At 66.1% G+C, this 16,459-nt stretch carries 15 protein-coding genes and 1 tRNA gene; 8 read left to right on the top strand and 8 right to left on the bottom strand.

The features are described 5' to 3' along the window. Positions 1-55 precede the first annotated feature (55 nt). From AC24R4_RS15055 to AC24R4_RS15035, 5 genes are all read left to right on the top strand, one after another. Positions 56-1,591, top strand: a complete 1,536-nt coding sequence (locus AC24R4_RS15055) for a M16 family metallopeptidase (protein WP_400391357.1) — start codon at positions 56-58, stop codon at positions 1,589-1,591. A gap of 22 nt (positions 1,592-1,613) precedes the next feature. Beyond that, positions 1,614-2,978, top strand: a complete 1,365-nt coding sequence (locus AC24R4_RS15050) for a M16 family metallopeptidase (RefSeq protein ID WP_400391354.1) — start codon at positions 1,614-1,616, stop codon at positions 2,976-2,978. A gap of 73 nt (positions 2,979-3,051) precedes the next feature. Beyond that, positions 3,052-3,687 carry a 16S rRNA (guanine(966)-N(2))-methyltransferase RsmD gene (gene rsmD / locus AC24R4_RS15045; protein WP_400391351.1) on the top strand — a complete coding sequence of 212 codons (636 nt, stop codon included), beginning with the start codon at positions 3,052-3,054 and terminating at the stop codon, positions 3,685-3,687. Between the two features lie 234 nt (positions 3,688-3,921). Further along, entirely contained in the window at positions 3,922-4,407 is a 486-nt protein-coding gene (gene coaD / locus AC24R4_RS15040; protein ID WP_066739714.1) for a pantetheine-phosphate adenylyltransferase, read from the top strand. Between the two features lie 67 nt (positions 4,408-4,474). Then, positions 4,475-4,735: a YfhL family 4Fe-4S dicluster ferredoxin gene (locus tag AC24R4_RS15035; RefSeq protein WP_153949000.1), complete on the top strand. Its 261-nt coding sequence runs from the start codon at positions 4,475-4,477 to the stop codon at positions 4,733-4,735. Positions 4,736-4,855: 120 nt separating this feature from the next. On the opposite strand, the gene pth is transcribed toward AC24R4_RS15035, so the two are convergent. The 7 genes from pth to AC24R4_RS15000 all read right to left on the bottom strand — a co-directional run bounded on the left by pth (position 4,856) and on the right by AC24R4_RS15000 (position 10,991). Beyond that, positions 4,856-5,452, bottom strand: coding sequence for an aminoacyl-tRNA hydrolase (gene pth, locus AC24R4_RS15030; protein ID WP_153948999.1), 597 nt, complete (start codon positions 5,450-5,452; stop codon positions 4,856-4,858). Between the two features lie 103 nt (positions 5,453-5,555). After that, positions 5,556-6,167: a 50S ribosomal protein L25/general stress protein Ctc gene (locus AC24R4_RS15025; RefSeq protein ID WP_153948998.1), complete on the bottom strand. Its 612-nt coding sequence runs from the start codon at positions 6,165-6,167 to the stop codon at positions 5,556-5,558. Between the two features lie 164 nt (positions 6,168-6,331). Next, positions 6,332-7,285 (bottom strand): ribose-phosphate pyrophosphokinase, encoded by a 954-nt coding sequence (locus AC24R4_RS15020; protein ID WP_153948997.1) that lies wholly within the window; start codon positions 7,283-7,285, stop codon positions 6,332-6,334. A gap of 94 nt (positions 7,286-7,379) precedes the next feature. Continuing rightward, a tRNA-Gln gene (locus tag AC24R4_RS15015) sits at positions 7,380-7,456 on the bottom strand. Between the two features lie 65 nt (positions 7,457-7,521). Continuing rightward, a complete protein-coding gene (ispE, locus tag AC24R4_RS15010) occupies positions 7,522-8,400 on the bottom strand; it encodes a 4-(cytidine 5'-diphospho)-2-C-methyl-D-erythritol kinase (protein WP_400391346.1) in 879 nt (292 codons plus the stop codon). Between the two features lie 8 nt (positions 8,401-8,408). Beyond that, on the bottom strand, positions 8,409-9,023 hold the full coding sequence (lolB, locus tag AC24R4_RS15005) for a lipoprotein insertase outer membrane protein LolB (RefSeq protein ID WP_400391343.1): 615 nt from the start codon (positions 9,021-9,023) through the stop codon (positions 8,409-8,411). A 147-nt stretch (positions 9,024-9,170) separates the two neighbouring features. Further along, a complete protein-coding gene (locus AC24R4_RS15000) occupies positions 9,171-10,991 on the bottom strand; it encodes a tetratricopeptide repeat protein (protein ID WP_400391340.1) in 1,821 nt (606 codons plus the stop codon). 272 nt (positions 10,992-11,263) lie between these two features. Here AC24R4_RS15000 and mutM point away from each other — a divergent pair, with 272 nt between their 5' ends. The 3 genes from mutM to mutY all read left to right on the top strand — a co-directional run bounded on the left by mutM (position 11,264) and on the right by mutY (position 15,704). Then, the gene (gene mutM, locus AC24R4_RS14995) at positions 11,264-12,166 is read left to right on the top strand and encodes a bifunctional DNA-formamidopyrimidine glycosylase/DNA-(apurinic or apyrimidinic site) lyase (RefSeq protein ID WP_400391338.1); all 903 of its coding nucleotides are present in this window, start codon (positions 11,264-11,266) and stop codon (positions 12,164-12,166) included. Positions 12,167-12,525: 359 nt separating this feature from the next. Next, positions 12,526-14,469, top strand: coding sequence for a dynamin family protein (locus tag AC24R4_RS14990; protein WP_400391335.1), 1,944 nt, complete (start codon positions 12,526-12,528; stop codon positions 14,467-14,469). A 71-nt stretch (positions 14,470-14,540) separates the two neighbouring features. Further along, positions 14,541-15,704 (top strand): A/G-specific adenine glycosylase, encoded by a 1,164-nt coding sequence (gene mutY, locus AC24R4_RS14985; RefSeq protein ID WP_400391333.1) that lies wholly within the window; start codon positions 14,541-14,543, stop codon positions 15,702-15,704. Positions 15,705-15,752: 48 nt separating this feature from the next. Here the strand turns inward: mutY and AC24R4_RS14980 are convergent, their stop codons facing one another. Next, on the bottom strand, positions 15,753-16,406 hold the full coding sequence (locus tag AC24R4_RS14980; RefSeq protein ID WP_153948990.1) for an LON peptidase substrate-binding domain-containing protein: 654 nt from the start codon (positions 16,404-16,406) through the stop codon (positions 15,753-15,755). Positions 16,407-16,459: the final 53 nt, after the last annotated feature.

The following is a 16,459-nucleotide window of genomic DNA, read 5'->3' as shown; positions in this document are numbered from 1 at the left end:
AAGGGGTCAATACCCCGGTAGAATCAATCGCCAAAATTCTAGCAGACGGGGTCGCATGAACCATTGCGCTGACTTGTCCCAGGCGGGCGCCGCCCGCGTTGCATCGCCGTCCACCGGCACCGCCCGATTCTCGCGGCGCCTTCTTTCCACCCTGATCGTCGCCTCGCTTGCCGCCCCGCTGGCGGGCACCGCCTGGGCGCAGGCCAAGGGGGAGACCGCTCGGGCAACCACGCCGCAGGGGCCGCCTTCGGGCATGGCCACGGCCGGCCAGATTGGCCAGTCCGAGGCCGGCACCACGGAATTCCGGCTGTCCAACGGCATGCGCGTGATCGTCAAGGAAGACCATCGCGCGCCCACGGTGGCGCACCAGATCTATTACCGGGCCGGCGGCAGCGACGAAGTCAGCGGCACCACCGGCGTGGCGCACATGCTGGAACACATGATGTTCAAGGGCACGCCCAAGGTGCCGATCGGCGAGTTCTCGCGCCAGATCGCCTTGCTGGGCGGCCGCGAGAATGCGCTGACCAACCGCGATTTCACGCTCTACTACCAGCAGATCGCCAAGCAGTACCTGCCAAAGATGATGGAGCTGGAGGCCGACCGCATGGCCAACCTCATCATCAAGAAGGAAGAGTTCGACCGCGAGATGAAGGTGGTGATGGAAGAACGTCGCCTGCGGACCGACGACTCCCCGCGCGGCAAGGTCTACGAGCAGCTGCTGGCCACCGTCTACACGGCCATGCCGTACCGGCACCCGGTGATCGGCTGGATGGATGACCTGGTCAACATGCGCGTGGAAGACGTGCAGGACTGGTACAAGACCTGGTACGTGCCGAACAACGCGCTGCTGGTGGTGACCGGCGACGTGAAGGCCGACGAGGTGCGCGCGATGGCCGAACGCTACTACGGCAAGCTCAAGGCGCGCCCGCTGCCGCTGCGCAAGACACAGCTGGAGGCGTCCCAGCAGGGCATCAAGCGGATCTGGGTCAAGGCGCCGGCGGAGAACCCGTACATCGTGCTGGCCTACAAGGTGCCGCGCCTGCATGACGTGGAAAAGGACGTCGATCCGTATGCGCTGGAGGTGCTGTCGGCCGTGCTGAACGGCTATGACAACGCCCGCCTGACGCGCGAACTGGTGCGCCAGCAGCGGCTGGCCGACGACGTGAACGTCGGCTACGACAGCATCAACCGCAACGAATCGCTGTTCGTGCTCGACGGCACGCCGGCCAGCGGCCACACCACCGAGGAAATCGAGAAGGCGCTGCGCGAGGAACTGCAGCGCATCGCAAAGAACGGGGTGTCCGAGGAAGAGCTCAAGCGCGTCAAGGCGCAGGTGGTGGCCGGACAGATCTACAAGCGCGATTCGGTGTTCGGGCAGGGCATGGAAATCGGCGTGGCCGAGATTTCGAACATCTCGTGGCGCCAGATCGACCGCATGCTCGACAAGGTCAAGGAAGTCACGCCGGCCCAGGTGCAGGCAGTGGCCGCGAAGTATTTCAGCGACGACAACCTGACCGTGGCCACGCTGCTGCCGCAGCCGATCGACCCGAACAAGCCCAAGACCGCCGCGCCCCAAGGGCTGCGCCACTGAGGACAGAGTCCAAGGAGAAACAATGTCCCTGTCCGCCATGACCATTGCATCCCCACGTCTGCTGCGCCGCCTGGCTGCCGCCGCATGCGGGGCGGCCGCGCTGCTTGCCGGCGCGGTGGCCCATGCCGCCATTCCGATCGAAAGCTGGACGGCATCCACCGGCGCCAAGGTGTTTTTCGTGCCGAGCCCGTCGATTCCGATGCTCGACGTCAATATCGATTTCGACGCCGGCAGCCGCTATGACCCGCCCGGCAAGTCCGGCCTGGCCACGCTGACCGCGGCGCTGCTCGACAAGGGCGCCAACGCGCAGGATGGCCAGCCCGCCCGCAACGAGGCGCAGATTGCCGACGCCTTTGCCGATACCGGCGCCGATTTTGGCGGCGCCGCCGGCGGCGACCGGGGCGGCATCGGCTTGCGTACGCTGACAGCGTCGCCGGAACGTGAGCAGTCACTACGGCTGGCGGGGCAGCTGATCAAGGCCCCGGCCTATCCCGATGCCGTCGTGGCGCGCGAGAAGCAGCGCCTGATTACCGCCATCCGCGAGGGGGACACGCGCCCCGGCGTGATTGCCGACAAGACGCTGTCGAAAGCGATCTACCCGAGCCATCCGTATGGCGTTTCGGCCACGCCGGAATCGGTGGGGTCCATTACGCGCGATGACCTGCTGAAGTTCTGGCGTGACAATTACACGGCCAGGCGCGCGGTGGTGACCCTGATCGGTGCCATCGACCGCAAGCAGGCCGAGCAGATTGCCGAGGACATGACGCGCGGCCTGCCCGAGGGCACCGGGGCACCGAAGCTGCCCGACGTGCAGATGTCGATTCCGGCCAGCGAGAAGCGCATTCCGCACCCGGCGCAGCAGGCCAGCGTGGCCATCGGCGCGCCAGCCATCGCGCGTGGCGACCCCGATTACTTTGCCCTGCTGGTGGGCAACTACGTGCTGGGCGGCGGCGGTTTCAGCTCGCGTCTGACCGATCAGGTGCGCGAGAAGCGTGGGCTCACCTACGGCGTGGACAGCTTCTTCGCGCCGTCCAAGCAGCCGGGGCCGTTCAGCATCACGCTGCAGACCAAGAAGGAAAACACCGACGAGGCGCTGGGGCTGGTGCGTCAGATTCTGGCCCAGTATGTGGCGCAGGGCCCGACCGATGCCGAACTGAAGGCCGCCAAGGACAACCTGGTCAATGGCTTCCCGCTGCGCATCGACAGCAACCGCAAGCTGCTGACCAACGTGGCCAATATCGGCTGGTACGGGCTGCCCCTCGACTATCTGGATACGTGGACCGCGCAGATCAACAAGGTGACGCGCGACCAGGTGCGTGCCGCCTTCCAGCGCCACGTGCATCCCGATGCCATGGCGACGGTCATCGTCGGCGGCCCGGAAAAGTGATCTTCGGGCCGGATCGTTGGGCAGGACACGCCGTGGCCCTGTGCCGGGGCGTGGCAGGCTCTACAATCACGGCATGAATCCGCAATCCCGACCTTCGCCCGCACCGCGCGGGCGAACTTCTCTGTCCCGCCAGGCACCGGCCCAGGTGCGCATCATCGGTGGCCGCTGGAAACGATCGCTGCTGCCCGTGCTGGAAGCCGAAGGCCTGCGCCCAACGCCCGACCGCGTGCGGGAAACGCTGTTCAACTGGCTCGGCCAGGACCTGGCCGGCCTGGTGTGCCTGGACCTGTTCGCGGGCTCGGGCGCGCTGGGATTCGAAGCCGCCTCGCGCGGCGCGGCCGCGGTGACGATGGTCGAAGCCAATCCGCGCGTGGCCAAGCAACTGCGCGACAACCAGTACAAGCTCGACGCCTCGCAGGTGCGGATCGTCCAGGCCGATGCATTCGCCGCGGCCGCACAGATGCCGGCCAGCGGTTTCGACGTGGTGTTCCTGGACCCCCCGTTTGCCGAGGACTGGATCGGACCCGCTCTGGAGCACGCGGCGCGCCTGACCCGGCCGGGCGGCGTGGTCTATGTCGAGTCGGACAAGGCACTGATCGGCGCCGATGCGCCCGTGCCGGCCGCGCTGGAAATCATTCGCCAGGCGCGCGCCGGCGCCGTGCATTTTCACTTGCTGCAGCACCGAACCGGCAACGGGGCGGACCAGTAAACCCGCATCGTCAGAGGATGCTGGTCATATGACGACTGCCTGGCGGGTTGCCGCGCCGGGCAAGCGTTTGCGGGCTGCTGCAATGCGGCAAAAAGCCGGCCGGGCGGACTTCCAAAAGCTGCGTTTGGGGTTACACTACGCCGCTGTTGTTTGTCCAACGCCCGTCACGCAGGCAGTATTCGAGAGCGGCCCCGGCATCGCGGGCCGGCAACGGGCAGCCCCAAAGGAGGAAACATGGTCGTCGCCGTCTATCCCGGTACTTTTGATCCCATGACCCGGGGACACGAGGATCTCGTCCGTCGTGCGTCGAATATCTTCGACGAACTCGTGGTCGGCGTGGCGCACAGCCCCAACAAGCGCCCGTTCTTCTCGCTCGAAGAGCGCATCGGCATTGCCCGCGAGGTGCTGGGCCACTATCCGAATGTCAGGGTCGAAGGCTTTTCGGGCCTGCTCAAGGATTTCGTGCGCAAGAACAATGCGCGCGTGATCGTCAGGGGCCTGCGCGCGGTGTCGGATTTCGAATACGAATTCCAGATGGCCGGCATGAACCGCTACCTGCTGCCCGATGTCGAGACGATGTTCCTGACGCCGTCCGACCAGTACCAGTTCATCTCCGGCACGTTCGTGCGCGAGATCGCCGTGCTCGGCGGTGATGTCAGCAAGTTTGTCTTCCCCTCCGTGGAACGCTGGCTTCAGGAGAAGATCGGCAAACCGGAATAAAATACGGGCTTCGATTCCGCCGACGTGGCCAGTCCGGGTGCGGGTGGGATCGCTGGAAGGAACCATCATGGCGCTACTGATCACCGACGACTGCATCAATTGCGACGTTTGTGAACCCGAGTGCCCGAACGAAGCCATCTCGATGGGGCCCGAGATCTATGAGATCGACCCCAACAAGTGCACCGAGTGCGTCGGCCACTTCGACGAACCGCAATGCCAGCAGGTCTGTCCTGTGGCCTGCATTCCGAAGGATCCGAACCGCATCGAGACGCACGAGGTGCTGATGCAACGCTACCGGCTGCTGACAGCGGCCAAGCATGTGGCCTGAAGCCGGAGACACATCCGGCCCCTTCGTTCCGGCCCCACAAAGCAGACAGGCAGAAACGAAAAACCCCGCACGACCGCAAGGTCGGCGGGGTTTTTTCATGGCGCCTTGCCGCGCGCCGGTCTAGCGGTTCGTGTGCAGTTCCATCATCGCGCGCTCGCTCTCGCCGCGCGCCAGGACGCCGAGCGGGCCCATGCAGCGGTCGATCGCTTCGTCGATCGCCTGCTGTTCTTCCTTGCGTGGCGGCTTCAGCACATAATTGACCACGTCCTCGCGCCCGCCGGCGGAGCCGCCCGGTGTGTTGCGGGGATGGCCCACCCCAAGGCGGAGGCGCCAGTAGTCCTGCGTGGTCAGATGGGCGGAGATGTCCTTCAGGCCGTTATGGCCGCCCGAACCGCCGCCGCGCTTGAGCTTGACCGAGCCGGCCGGCAGGTCCATCTCGTCGTGCGCCACCAGGATCTCGTCGGGCAGGATCTTGTAGAAGCGCGCCAGCGACACCACGGACAGGCCCGAGCGGTTCATGAACGTGGACGGCTTGAGCAGCCAGATGTCCTGGTCCCATAGCCGTGCGCGGCCGGCCAGGCCGTGGAAGCGGCCTTCCACGCGCAGCGTGGTGCTGCCCACGCGGGCGAGCTGGTCGACCAGCCAGAAACCGGCGTTGTGGCGGGTGGCCTCGTATTCCGCCCCGGGATTGCCGAGGCCGACGATGAGCTTGATCATGGGCTGAAAAAAGCGAAAAAGCAGGCGTGAAAGGATACGCGAAAACCGCGTACGAAAAAAAACCGCCGGCGAACCGGCGGTCTTTTCGTGAAGCGCGGGCAGCTTAGGCAGCCGGCGTTTCGCCTTCGCCTTCAGCGGCTTCCGACGACTGGGCGCCAGCCGGCAGCGAGATGCTGGCCACGGCCGGGTTGTCGTCACCGTGGGTGATGGCGGTCACGCCCTTCGGCAGCTTCAGGTCCGACAGGTGGATGGTCTGGTTCAGTTCGGCTGCGGCCAGGTCCACTTCGATGAACTCGGGCAGGTCGGCCGGCAGGCACGACACTTCCAGGTCGTTCAGGATGTGGTTCACGATGCCGTGGCCCAGCTTCACGCCAGGCGCAGTTTCCTGGTTCATGAAGTGCAGGGGCACCTTCACGTGGATCTTTTCCGTGGCCGACACGCGCTGGAAGTCAACGTGCAGCACCAGCGGCTTGAACGGGTGCATCTGGAATGCGCGCAGCAGCGCCTTTTCAGCCTTGCCAGCCACTTCCAGGTCCAGGATCGACGAGTGGAACGCTTCCTTCTTCAGGGCGTGCCACAGGGCGTTGTGATCCAGTTCGATCATCTTCGGCTCGGCGGCGCCGCCGTAGATGATGCCGGGGGTCTTGCCCGAATTGCGCAGGCGGCGGCTCGCACCCGTTCCCTGTACGCTACGCTCGAAAGCTACTACTTTCATGTTCAACTCCAGATGTGAAGAAGGCTGTCCGCGACCAGACAGCCTCGACTGACGATACGACACTCAAACCGTACCGCATGAATCACATTGGCCACCCTGAGGTGGCCAATGCGGTAAACCCAAAATTCTAGCAGGCTTTTGCCCGTCCTGCGCTTGCTTGCCGATCAGTGGTCGGCAAACAGCGACATGATCGAGTCACCCTTGACGATCCGGGTGAAGGTCTCGGCCAGCAGCGGGGCGGTCGAAACCTGGCGGATCTTGCCGGACTGGCGGGCCTCGTCGGACAGCGGAATCGTGTCGCAGACCACCACTTCGTCCAGTTCCGAAGCCGCGATGCGGGCGGCGGCACCGCCCGACAGCACCGGGTGCGTACAGTAGGCAAACACCTTCAGCGCTCCACGTTCCTTCAGCACCTGGGCAGCCTTGCACAGCGTGCCGCCGGTATCGATCATGTCGTCCATGATCACGCAGTTGCGGCCGGCCACTTCACCGATGATGTTCATCACCTCGGACACATTGGCCTTGGGACGACGCTTGTCGATGATGGCCAGGTCGCAGTCGAGCTGCTTGGCCAGCGCACGGGCACGCACCACGCCGCCGACGTCCGGCGAAACCACCAGCAGGTCGCCGTAGTTCTTCTCGCGCAGGTCGCCCAGCAGGACCGGCGAAGCGTAGATGTTGTCGACGGGGATATCGAAGAAGCCCTGGATCTGGTCGGCGTGCAGGTCCATCGTCAGGACGCGCTCCACACCGGCGACTTCTAGCATGTTGGCCACGATCTTGGCCGAGATGGCCACGCGGGCGGAACGCGGACGGCGATCCTGGCGCGCATAGCCAAAGTAAGGCATGGCGGCGGTGATGCTGCGTGCCGAGGCGCGCTTGAGCGCATCGACCATCACCATCAGTTCCATCAGGTTGTCGTTGGTCGGCGCGCAGGTGGACTGCAGCACGATGACGTGCTTGCCGCGAACGTTTTCCTGGATTTCTACCTGGACTTCACCGTCGGAGAAACGGCCGACCAGAGCTTTGCCCAGCGGAATGCCGAGGTGCTGTACGACAGCCTCCGCGAGTTTAGGGTTGGCATTGCCGGTAAATACCATCAAGCCTTCGACGCTCATTCGGGGCACCTGTCTTGCTGCTGGGGGAGCTTTGCGCCACCGGCCAGCGCCGGTAGCGATATCTGCATGTCCGTTTGGACACTATAGGAAGTAATGGCAGGGGAAGAAGGATTCGAACCTTCGAATGCCGGAATCAAAATCCGGTGCCTTGACCAACTTGGCGACTCCCCTACACAACCTTTAACGTCTGTCGCCGAACCGAACTTTACTTCAGTACTTCGCCAAACGAAAACCTGCTATGCGAACGTTGCGAGCGGGTGGTGAGACAAACTTTTCACACACCTGCCATCCCAATCGGACGGCAACCTTTCCATCACCTTCCGCGCATCCTGCTCGTCTTCGAAACGGGCAAATACGCAGGCTCCGGAACCGGTCATCCTTGCATGCGGACTATATTGTCTCAACCATTCAAGGGCTCGGGCAACTTCGCCGAACTTCGCTGTTGCTATCGCTTGCAAGTCGTTGCGACCGAAAGCGAATTTGTTTGTGCAAGCAGCGAAGTCCGCAACTATAGAGATAGGGGAATCCCTTGTCAAGCGTTCATCCGAAAAAATTGCAGCAGTCGGTACATGCTGGCGCGGATGGATAACCACGAACCAGCTCTCGGGCAGTTCCACGGGCGTCAGTTCCTCGCCCACGCCTTCGGCGAAGGCGTTCTGGCCGAACACGAAGACGGGCACGTCGGCGCCCAGCGCAAGACCGATGCGCATCAGTTCTTCGCGCGGCACGCCCGCGCCCCAGAGATGGTTCAGCGCCAGCAGCGTGGTGGCCGCGTCGGACGATCCGCCACCGATGCCGCCACCCATCGGCAGGATCTTGTCGATGGCGATGTCCGCGCCGTAGCGCGTGCCGCAGGCCTGCTGCAGCGCGCGTGCCGCGCGCACCACCAGGTCCGTATCGGCGGGCACGCCGGGGATATCCGTGACCCGCGCGATCACGCCGTCGTCGCGGCGGTGGAAGTGCAGGGTGTCCGACCAGTCGATCAGCTGGAACACCGTTTGCAGCGTGTGGTAGCCGTCAGGGCGGCGGCCCGTCACATGCAGGAACAGGTTGAGCTTGGCCGGCGCGGGGCAGTTGCGCAGTTCGGCGGGTGGCAGGGCGGTGCCTGCGGTCATGGCTTGCGTCATTGTTCGGATTTGGGATCGATCACCAGCCGCACGGACAGCGGCGCTTCGTTGCCGTCGCGCGCCATGTCGATGCGGCGCGGCTGGGCGGGAGGGGCAGGGGTGCCTTCTGGCGCGTCCTGCCAGGTCACGTAGCGCACCGTCCAGCCGCTTTGCTTTAGCGTGTCGGGCCGTCCGCTGGCGTCGCGCGTGACGCTGGAGGGCGCGCCGGGCGCGGGCCGCGCATGCAGCCAGTCGCGCATGCCGGACACCGGCAGCGAGAAGCCCAGCGCCTGCTCCATCAGGCTGTCCACCTCGGGGGCATTGCGCGGTTTTTCGTTGGGCAGGTCGAGCGTGGCGCCGGACGGGGTGCTGGTCACCACGGCCAGCGTCTGACCCAGCGGCGAGATCAGGTCGAGCCGCACGTTGCGGCCCTGTTCCTGCCAACGAAAGCTGCCTTGCACGCCCTCGCTGCGGCCGTAGCGCGTGTAGTTGGCGGCGAAGCGCCCGGTGTAGTGCTCGCTGCGCGCGGTCTCGCTGGCGTCGAAACTGCGGGATGGCGTGATGGTGCTGCACGCGGCAAGCCAAAGCGGGGCGGCCACGCAGAGCAGGGCCAGGCGTCGGGATCGGAGCATGGGCAAGATGTCGGGAGTTGGACGGCGTTCGATGTTCGCTGGCGACACAACGCGGTGGCCGGGGCGATGGCCCGGCACCGGATGGATCGCCAGAAAGCAGCGCCCGGGCGCGGGGCCCGGGCAGCCAGACAAGATACCAAATGCGGGCTACTTCGACAGCGATACGCTCTGGTTGTAGCGGCGCAGCGTGTCGACCAGCGTGGGGTTCTCGGGCTCCACCTTGGCCGCCTCGGTCCACGTCTTGCGCGCTTCCTCGTGCTGGCCCAGTTGCCAGAGCACTTCACCCAGGTGCGCGCCGATCTCGGCTTCGGGCGCCTTGCTGTAGGCGGTCTTCAGCAGGTCGGCGGCGGGCTGCAGTTCCCCCTGGCGATACTTTACCCACGCCAGGCTGTCCATGATGTACGGATCGTCGGGCCCCAGTTCCGATGCGCGTTCAAGCAGCTTGCGCGCTTCGGGCAGGCGCTCGTTGCGATCGGCCAGCGAATAGCCAAGCGCGTTGTAGCCCTGTTTCTGCTCGGGCTGCAGTGCGATGACCTTGCGCAGTCCCTTTTCCATGCTGTCGTAACGCTTTTCGCGTTCGTCTAGCATGGCCAGCTCATAGAGCCAGTCGGCATTCTCGGGCTCGACCTTCACGCGTTCGTTCAGCACCTTGCGCGCGCGATCGTAGGCCTTGGCTTCGAGCAGTGCGCCCACTTCGGCCTGGCGGATCGCGGTCATGCGCTGGGCGCGCTGCACCGGATCGGAAATATCCTCGGCATCGGCCAGCAGGTCGCCGAACACGGCCTGGGCGTCGTCGAGCTTGCCCATGCGCGCCATCAGCTGGCCGCGCTTGGCCTGCGCCGCGGTGGCCAGGCGGCCGTCCTCGATCCTGTCGAGCCATCCGATGGCCGCCGGGTAGTCCTTCTTTTCCTCGGCGATCTGGGCCAGGTACTGGTACGCGATGTCGGGGCTGGCGGCCGGCGACTTTTCGGCCATCTGCAGGTATTCCTTCAGATAGCGTTCGGCGTCGTCGTAGTTGCGGGCCTGCAGGCTGGTCAGGCCCAGCGCCAGCGGCACGCGCGGGTCGTTCGGGGCCACATTGCGCAGCACCTCGAATTCGGCGCGCGCGGCTTCCATGTCGTTCTTCTGCAGATACAGCCGCGCCAGCGTGATGTGACCATTGACCGACGACGGCGACTTGGCCAGGAACCGCTTGAGCACCTCGATCGACTTGTCGGTGGCCGACTCGGCCTGCAGTTCGGCCGCCATCAGTGCGGCGGGCTCCAGGTCGGGCTTGATGCGCAGCGCCTGGTCCAGTTCGGCCAGCGCGCCGGCATTGTCGCCGGCGGCCTCCCGCGCACGCGCCAGCGCCAGGTGCGTTTCGGCCAGCCTCGCGTCGTTGGCCGTGATGCGCTGGAGCACGCCCACTGCGCCAGCCGGATCGCTGGTGCGGGCCATCTGCTGCTGCATCAACAGGATCGCTTCGCCGCGATGGTTGGCCGGGGCGGCCGCCAGTTGCTGCACCAGCAGCGGTTCGGCGTCTTCCCAGCGGCCGTTGAGCACCAGCAGCGTGGACAGGACCTGTCGCGCCGCGGGCGACTTCGGTGCCAGGTCGGCCCAGAGCCGCGCCCCGTCGAGTGCCTGCTGCGCGACGCGCGCATTGAAGGCGATTTCCGTGGCCCGTTGCGCCAGGCGCGGATCGCGCGTTTCGCGTGCCAGGTCCATGTACGTGCGGTAGGCTGGTCCCACCAGCCCGCGCTGCATCGAGATTTCGGCAGCCAGCACGCGGTACAGGATGTCCGGGGTCAACGCGACGTTCGGCAGCGGCGTGCGTGGGGCCTTGGCGCCGGCTGACGGCGCAGGCACTTCGATGACTTCGTCATCGTCCTGCGCGACCGTTGCCGGGGCGGCGTGGGCCAGCGATGCAAACGCCAGGCACGCGGCCACGCCCAGGGCGCGCGCATGGCGACGGAAACGGAAAGTGTTCATCTGGATGGGTTCCGGGCGCATGGCTTGAGAGGGCAAGATGTTGTCCGGCATGAAAGCAAAGCTCCGGCGCACGGGGCGTGGGAATGGATGGGGGCATTGTAGCCTGCCGCTACAATGCGCTGCTTGCCCCGCGGGGCGCTTACGTATGGGAACCCGCACATGCAGGCATGGCGGCAGGGAATTCCCTGCGTCATTGGAGCGCAAAAGCCGTCCATAGGTTCTGCGAGGTTGGGAAAGCGGGGCCGGATTCCGGCCGAAAATCACGGGGTGCCATGCCAGAACTACCGGAAGTCGAAGTCACGCGGCGCGGTTTGCTGCCGCACGTGGTGGGGCGCCGCATCGTCCAGGTGACCGTGCGTCATCGCGGATTGCGCTGGCCCGTGGAGCCCGAACTGGAGGCGCGCCTGACCGGCCGCGTGATCGGCCGCATCGAACGGCGCGGCAAATACCTGCTGCTGGAATGCCTGCCGGCGCCCGCTGGCGGGCGCAGCCCGGGGCCCGGAGACGATTCGCCCGGCTGGCTGCTTGTCCACCTGGGCATGACCGGCACGCTGCGCGTGTACCCCGACGCGCCGCCGGCTGGCCCCCACGACCACCTCGACATCGCCCTGGCACCGGCCGGCGCCCCGGGTGACGCGCAAGACGGCCCGCTCATGGTGCTGCGCTTCCGCGACCCGCGCCGCTTCGGCGCGATTATCTGGACCCCGCTGTCCGAAGCGGCGCTGTCCGAACACCCGCTGCTGCGGCGGCTCGGCATCGAGCCCTTCGACCCGCGTTTCGACGGCGAGTGGTTCCACCGGCTCACGCGCGGCCGCTCGGTGGCGATCAAGCAGGCGCTGCTGGCCGGGGAGATCGTCGTCGGCGTGGGCAATATCTACTGCTCGGAAAGCCTGTTCCGCGCGGGCATCCGTCCCACCACGCCGGCGGGCAAGATCAGCCTGGCGCGGTACGACAAGCTGGCCGCCGCCGTGCGGGAAACGCTGACCGAAGCCATTGCGCGCGGCGGAAGCACGCTGCGCGACTTCGTGGGCAGCGACGGCAGCAGCGGTTACTTCCAGCTCGACTGCCTGGTCTATGACCGCGCAGGCGAGCCATGTCGCGTTTGCGGCACACCGATCCGGCAGATCGTCCAGGGCCAGCGTTCGACCTTCTACTGCCCGCATTGCCAGCACTGAAACGGCGCCCCAGAACTGCCGTCCGGCGTTGTTGAGCCTGCAACGGTCGGCGCGGTCGGGCACGGCGCCGACCATGGCAATCCGATGGCGAAACCTTGTGGCCATACATTGCCGATGGGTCGGCGCAACACTCCGGGCACAGAACCGTAACAAGGGACGTGAATTCCACAAAATGTGTCCGGAAACCTGTATCGTGTGCCCAGTCATAAAAAGTTACAAAACGGCCGGATTCGCCCCGATGACAACGGCATCCGGCAAAGACGAGTGGCTTCGGGTCCGCGGGTCAACGGACAAGCCCGGTGCCAGTCGTGCAGTACGCGCCCAACACCATAAATCCAAGCCGACACAGCGAATCCCTCATGACGAGCCTCGCCCAACAATTCGAACAATATGGCGCCTGGAGAACCGGGGTCCTTCAGTCACTCGCCGAATTCCAGTCCTGGCTGCAACAGTACGACCTGCATGACGCCACCGCGGACGACCGCGCCCAGCGCATCCAGAGCGTGCTCAAGAGCGACCGCCTCAAGGTGGCGTTCATTGCCGAGTTTTCGCGCGGCAAGAGCGAGCTGATCAACGCCATCTTCTTTGCCGACTACGGTCGCCGCATCCTGCCTTCGTCCGCCGGACGGACGACGATGTGCCCGACCGAGCTGCGCTACGACGAGCACGAGCCGCCCTGCATCCGGCTGTTGCCGATCGAAACGCGCCTGCAGGACGCCTCCACGGCCGACTTCATGGAGCCCGGCTCGTCCAATTCGCACTGGACCACGGTGCCGCTGGACCCGTCGTCGCCCGAGGGCATGCTGGCCGCGTTCCAGCACGTGGTGGAAACCACGCGCGTGACGCCGGCCATGGCCGAATCGCTGGGCCTGTACAACGAGAACGACCCCGATGCCGCCTATTCGGTCGATGCCGACGGCATGGTCGAGATCTCGCGCTGGCGCCATGCGGTGATCAACTTCCCGCATCCGCTGCTGCGACAGGGCCTGGTGATCCTGGACACGCCGGGCCTGAACGCGATCGGTACCGAGCCGGAACTGACGCTGCGGCTGATTCCCGATGCGCACGTGGTGGTGTTCGTGCTGGCCGCGGATGCCGGCGTGACCAAGAGCGACCTGGCGCTGTGGCGCAGCCACGTGGGCGCGGGCCATCGCCGGGGCTGCCTGGCCGTGCTCAACAAGATCGATGGCCTGTGGGACCCGCTGAAGTCGTCGCCCGAGATCGCGGGCGAGATCGCGCGCCAGGTTCGCACCACGGCGCAGACGCTCGGCATCGAGGAGCGCCGCGTGTATCCGGTGTCGGCGCAGAAGGGCCTGGTGGCCAAGGTCACGCACGATCAGCCCATGCTGGTGCGCAGCAACCTGATGCAGTTCGAGAACGTGCTGTCCGACCAGCTGATTCCGCAGCGGCGCGAGATCGTGTCCGACCAGGTGCATCGCCTGGTGCAGGAGATGTCGCGCGGTGCGCAGCAGCTGCTGCAGAGCCGCCGGCGCGATATCGTCGAGCAGCTGTTCGAACTGCGCGGCCTGCGCGGCAAGAACCACGCGATGGTCAAGCACATGCTGATGCGCGTGCAGAGCGAAAAGGAAGAGTTCGAGCAGAGCATCGCCAAGTTCCAGGCGCTGCGCCTGGTGTTCGGCCGCCACAGCGCCGACATCATCAAGAGCCTGCAGTTGCGCGACGTGCGCCGCACCATGCGCGACAAGCGCGAGCAGATGAAGGAGCGATTCTTCTCGCGCGGCCTGCGCGAAGACATGGAGGCGCTGTTCGGCCAGCTTGCCGGGCTGATCCGGGACGCCGACCAGAAGATCGCCGGCCTGCACCAGCTGGTGGACAGCATGTATCGCCGCTTCAACGCCGAGCACGGCTTCACGCTGCCGTCGCCGATGCAGTTCGTGACGTCGCGTTACGCGGCCGAGCTGCAGGAGACGCTGGCGCTGGTCAACGCGCACTTCGGCACCGTCAACATGCTGACGCGTTCGCGTCCGCAACTGGTCCAGAATGCGTTTGCGACGATGGCCAGCCGCGTGCTGGAGAACTTCCGCGACCTGAACCGCGACATCGAGATCTGGCTCAAGTCGGTGATGACGCCGCTGGAAGCGCAGGTGCGCGAGCACCAGAAGCAGCTGCGCCGCCGCGTGGATTCGATCGAGCGCATCCACGAGGCCACCGACACGCTGGAAAGCCGCATCGCCGAACTGGAGGATGTGCTGAACGGCCTGGACGAGCGCAGCACCCGGATCGAATCCTTCACGCGCAAGCTGGTGGAGGTTCCGGTCGAGGCTGCGGCCCGCGCTGCATAGCCGTTCCGCCATCGTTGGTATCATGTGGCGCCGCCTTCGAGCGGCGCCTTTTCTTTTCCAGACTCCCCGCAATGCCCCGCAAGCCTGCTGCCGTGCCCGTGCTCCCCGATGAAACCGCCGTACCCGCCGATTTCGGCATGCGTGTGGTCGCATGGCAGCGCCAGCATGGCCGGCATGACCTGCCGTGGCAGAACACGCGCGACCCATACCGCATCTGGCTCTCGGAGATCATGCTCCAGCAGACCCAGGTGGCGGCCGTGATCGAGTACTTCCGGCGGTTCGTGTCGGCGCTGCCCACCGTGGCGGCGCTGGCTGCCGCGCCGGCCGACGAGGTCATGGCGCTGTGGGCCGGCCTGGGCTACTACTCGCGTGCGCGCAACCTGCATCGCTGCGCGAAGGCCGTCATGGAAGACCACGGCGGCGTGTTCCCCACCGATCCCGACGTGCTCGTCACGCTGCCCGGCATCGGGCGCTCGACGGCGGCGGCCATCGCCGCGTTCAGCGCGGGCGTGCGCTCGCCCATCCTCGACGGCAACGTCAAGCGCGTCTTTGCGCGCGTGTTCGGCATCCACGGCTACCCCGGCGAACGTGCCGTCGAGGCGCGCATGTGGGCGCTGGCCGGCCAGGCGCTGCCGCCGGCCGGACCGAACCAGGCCGAAGACATGGTGGCCTATACGCAGGGGCTGATGGATCTGGGCGCGACGATCTGCTCGCGCGGCAAGCCGGCGTGCCTGGGCGATGCGGACAGCTGCCCGCTCGCGGTGGACTGCGTGGCGCGCCGGGACGGCCTGACGGCGCTGCTGCCCACGCCCAAGCCGCGTGCCGCGATTCCCGAACGCAGCACCGTGATGCTGATCGTGCGCCATGGCCGCGATGTGCTCGTCAACCTGCGGCCCGACAGCGGCATCTGGGGCGGGCTGTGGAGCCTGCCGGAGATCGCGGTGGACAGCCTGCCGTTCGACGCGGAAGCCGCCGAGGATGCCGCGCTGGAGTCGGCGCGGCAATTCGGCCAGCCCGTGCGCGCGCATCTGGCTGGGGAACTGACGCATGTGTTCACGCACTTCCGGCTGCTGATCCGTGCGGTTCGCGTGGACCTCGACGCGGCAACGCGGCCCGCCAACGGCGATATGGGCCAGGCGCGGCGCTGGCTGTCGCTGGACGACCTTGACGCGCTGGGCACGCCCGCACCCGTGCGGCGCCTGCTCGAAGACCAGGCGCGCATCGGACTTTTCTGAATTTCTGAGTTCCTGAGTTTCTGGCGTTCTGACGATTGATTGGTGCCGTCAGACGATGTGGTGCTGCCGCATGTAGCGGTGGACGATTTCGATGCGCATGCCGGCATCGGGCAGCGCCATCAGCATCTGCTTGGCCTTGAGCGGCACGGGCAGCAGTTCGCATAGCCGGTTGGCCACCCAGGTCGGGTCGTCCCAGAGATACGGTTCGGCAAACGGCAGCCGGGACTTGTCCGGCTGTTCGCTATGCACCGATGCCACGATGCGGCGCAGCGCCTCCAGGCACTCGCTCAGCAGCTCCAGCTTGCAGTCGATGACATCGTCGGGCAGCACTTCGGCCTGGGCCACCAGCAAGCCGTCGTCGCGCGTGGCGTGGGACAGCACGCGGAAGCGCCGCCGTCCGCGGGTCTCGATCAGCAGCACGCCCAGCTGCTCCATGTTGCAGTCGACGATCTGCGCCAGGCAGCCGATTTCCTCGGGCACCGTCTCGTGGCCGGCACGCGCGACTTCCTCGCCGCTGGTGATCAGGCAGACGCCGAACGGCGTGCCATCGCGCATGCAGTTGCGCACCATGTCGACGTAGCGTTTCTCGAACACCCGCAGCGGCAGGCGGCCGTCGGGGAAGAGTACCGTGTTGAGGGGAAACAGCGGCAGCGCCTCGATGATGGCGCCCGGGGATGCGGTGTCTGGGGGGAGTGTCGACATGCGATTGGCCGCTCCAGTGGCGGGACGGCGCCAGGGCCGTTCCTTCAAGCCCG

The organism is Cupriavidus sp. CER-90 (assembly GCF_057652055.1).
Note: the sequence above shows the minus strand (reverse complement) of the source record. Positions and strands in the feature narration are given on the sequence as shown.